Below are 3,433 nucleotides of genomic sequence, written 5' to 3'. Positions count from 1 at the left end.
GGCTTGGTGCTCCAAGAAAAATATGTACCGTCTGAAATCGCGATTGTAAAACGCGAGCGTGAAGTCCGTATGGATCAGCCTTTTTCGGTACTCATGGATCAGATGTGGAAGTCTGCTTATGGTAATCAATATTTAGGACGTTTACCAATTGGTGATTTAAACGAGTTACAGTCAATCAAAATGGCTGAGCTGAATAAGTTTTATCGTGATTGGTATGCACCGAATAATGCGGTATTTGTCATTTCAGGGAAGTTTGACCAAGCTGCTGTACTAAAGCAGATTGATGAAAAGTTTAGTGCGATTCAAGCGCGCGCTGTGCCTGCGAAAGTTAAAGTACCTGTCTTAGATGCCAGCAAGATTAAAGATCGCCAGTTTGTGGTGAAAAAAGGCAGTAACTTCGCCAAATACAATATTTACCTAAATGGTAAAAACGAGAACATTAAAACTGCGTTGGCGGTGTCACCGTATTTATATACCATGCAACCCAGCGGGCATTTGTACCAAAATATTGTAGAGACGGGAACGGCGACAGCAGTTCAGTCAACCACATGGTTAGATCAAGATTTTAATATGGTGTTTATGGGCGCAGTTTATGCACCCAACCATGATGTGAAAAAAGTCGAGTCGGCTTTGGTTGATGGGGTCGAAAAAACACCAAACTTCAACGAGGTTGAGCTTAACCGTGTGAAGAGCATGATTAAAAATTCACAAGAAAGCATGTTCAGTAGTGCAACGGCAGTCGGTGGCATGCTCAGTGACTACGTGGTTTCTGCCAACGGTGATTGGACACAATACTTTAAAGATCAGCAACAGTTACAACAGCTCAGCGTTACTGATGTGAACCAACGCTTAGATGACTTTTTAGTGCCTGAGCATCGTATTTCAGGCACTATCTTACCAACCCCAGAAGATCAGAAAAAAGCACTTGAACAAGCGGCAGCAGCCACGCCTACAAAAACTTTAGATCAGCAAGCCGTTGCTGAAGAGCCATTGAAAGATGCAAGTGTGTATAAGGCAGAAGTGGCTGGATATGTAAAAAGTTCAAAGCAATATTTAGAAAGTGCTGAAAAACAAATTCAGCGTGTCAAGCTAAAAAATGGTATGCAATACGCATTGTACCCGAGTACCACGCGTGACGATAAGACCTATGCCACCATTTCGATTGACTTTGGTACGGCAGAAAGTTTGTTTAATAAGGCCGAGCTATTAGACCTAACTTCTTATTTACTGCTCAGAGCGTCAACTCAATATAGTTTGCAAGACATTGCCGATCATTCTATTGATGCGGGCGGTGGTGCAAGTGCAGCAAGTAATGGTAACGGCATCAATATTTCAATCGTGGCGAAGAAAGAAAAGTTTGATGAATTTTTTAACTTTGTTGTAGATGTCCTTAAAAATCCAACTTTTGAACAAAGCCAGTTTGATTTGATTAAGTCACAAAGCTTAGCAAGTCTAGATCGACCGTATACTGAGCCTGAAACTGTAGCAGCTTTAACCATTGCGCGTTTACTTGAAACTTATCCAATTGGGGATATTCGCCATCACTTCGAGCCTGAATATGCCAAGAAGCAGTATCAGGCTGCAACACAAACACAGGTTAAACAGCTGTATCAGCAGTTTTTCGCAATGAATCATGCACAAATTTCGGTAACGGGTGTGATTGATACGAAAAAGATGAAAAAGACTTTAAATCAAGCTTTTGCAAACTGGAACTCAGCAGCGCCTTATCAGCGGATTACTTCTGACTTTACGGCATATAAAGCGCAGCGTGTGCATGCACTGTCAGAGCAGCGTGAGTTTGGTAGCTATCAGAGCATTATGACGTTCCCTGTGGGCACGTATCACCCAGATGCACCTGCTTTGCAGGTACTCGAGCACATCTTAGGTGAGTCGCAGTTGTCCTCTCGTTTGGCGCAAGAGCTACGTGAAAAGAATGCCTTGGTCTATGGTTTTGGCAGTAGCATTTCACTGGATGATTGGACGGAGTCAGGAGCGCTGACGATTGATGCAAACTATAGCGCAGGCAAATCGGCTCAAGTGTCTCAAGCCGTGTATAAAGTGTTGAATGAGTTACTGGCAAAAGGCGTTACTGAACAGGAAGTCGAAGCTGCGAAAGCTGATATTTTGAAAAAGCGTGTGACTGCACTTGAAGATAGTCGCAATATCCATCGCATGTTGATTCCTCAAATGAAGCGCAATCGTACTTTACTGGATCGTGAGCAACGCGATTTAGCTTTGGCCAAAATCAGTAAAGCCGATGTTGATGCCGTGATTCAGAAATATATTCAGCTGGATCAGTTGGTTGAAGTGATGGCTGACCAATATGGCAAAGCGCAGCCAGCGTTGAAAAAGTAAAGATTTCAGTTTTCACCGAAAAAGAACCCCTCAATATAGAGGGGTTTTTTGTCATAAGTCTTATGAAGCAGTTTTCTTAGTTTTCTATTCAAGCCGATAAAACTGTTTGGCATTGTGATGGAATATACGCTCTAAAGCATCAGGGTCATAGGCTGCGACGACATCACTAAAGGCATCAATAATATTGACCAACGATGTACTGACCGAATCCATCGGAAAGTTAGAGGCAAACATCACCCGATAGGTGCCAAAACAGGCGAGGGCATGCGTAATCATGGGATGTGCCAGATCAAAGACTTCTTGTTTGGACGCCAGCCGGTCTTCTTTATGAAAACGATGTCCTAATACCGGCATGAAGAGTCCCGACATTTTGGTATAGACGTTTGGACAGCTTGCAAGCTCAGCTAAGTCGTCTTTCCAACGGAAGAAAATATTTTCCCGTGCCGTCTGTGTCATCCCTGTATTTGCGCCAATTGGGCCAAATAAACCTGCGGGTGTCCCCAAATGGTCTAGCACAATGGAGGTTTCAGGGAACTGCTTGGCCAGATAAATCACATCTTCAAGCTGTGTGGAATAAACCCAAGCATCAAAACTCAAGTTGTATTGGGACAGTACTTCGAAGCCTTTGAGAAATTTTTTATTGCGATATAAGTGTGGCTCATCTGTCCACGCATGGATTGCTTTGTCTTCATGAAAAGACGCCATTTTACGAATACCACGAAAGTGTGGTGAAGCTTTATGGTGTAATTTTAGGATCTTCTTAAAGTTACGATCCCGCGGGTCAGCTGTTGCGACAATGCCACCCAATTTGACCGTATCTGCCCCAAAAGCTAAAGACTCAATAAACTGAGTTTCCTCAACCACACCTTTGCCTTTGCTGTGATGCCAACTGGCTTCAACATGTACCACTTGTTCTACTGTGTATGGGCCAGTATCGTGTTTATAGTCATGAGGCAAATAAGGACGTGTGATATGACGGGTTAGACCGACAGTTTCAATCAGATCTTTAGGTTTCACCAAACGAACCATTTTGTCCAAGAGCTTAGGATGCTTGCCCAATAATTTGACTGCCAAAGCC

2 protein-coding genes are annotated in these 3,433 nt (G+C 43.2%); one reads left to right on the top strand and one right to left on the bottom strand.

The window, feature by feature from the left end:
* On the top strand, positions 1-2,355 hold a 2,355-nt coding region (locus tag B4F08_RS05655; RefSeq protein WP_291373708.1), incomplete at its 5' end, for a M16 family metallopeptidase.
* 84 nt (positions 2,356-2,439) lie between these two features.
* Here B4F08_RS05655 and B4F08_RS05650 read toward each other — a convergent pair.
* Positions 2,440-3,433: amidohydrolase family protein (locus tag B4F08_RS05650; RefSeq protein WP_291373706.1), on the bottom strand; the 994-nt coding region annotated here is incomplete at its 5' end.

Origin of the sequence: Acinetobacter sp. UBA6720, from assembly GCF_002454215.1 — a bacterium.
In the GTDB taxonomy this organism is placed as follows: Bacteria; Pseudomonadota; Gammaproteobacteria; order Pseudomonadales; family Moraxellaceae; genus Acinetobacter.
This window is presented reverse-complemented; position numbering and strand designations above follow the sequence as displayed.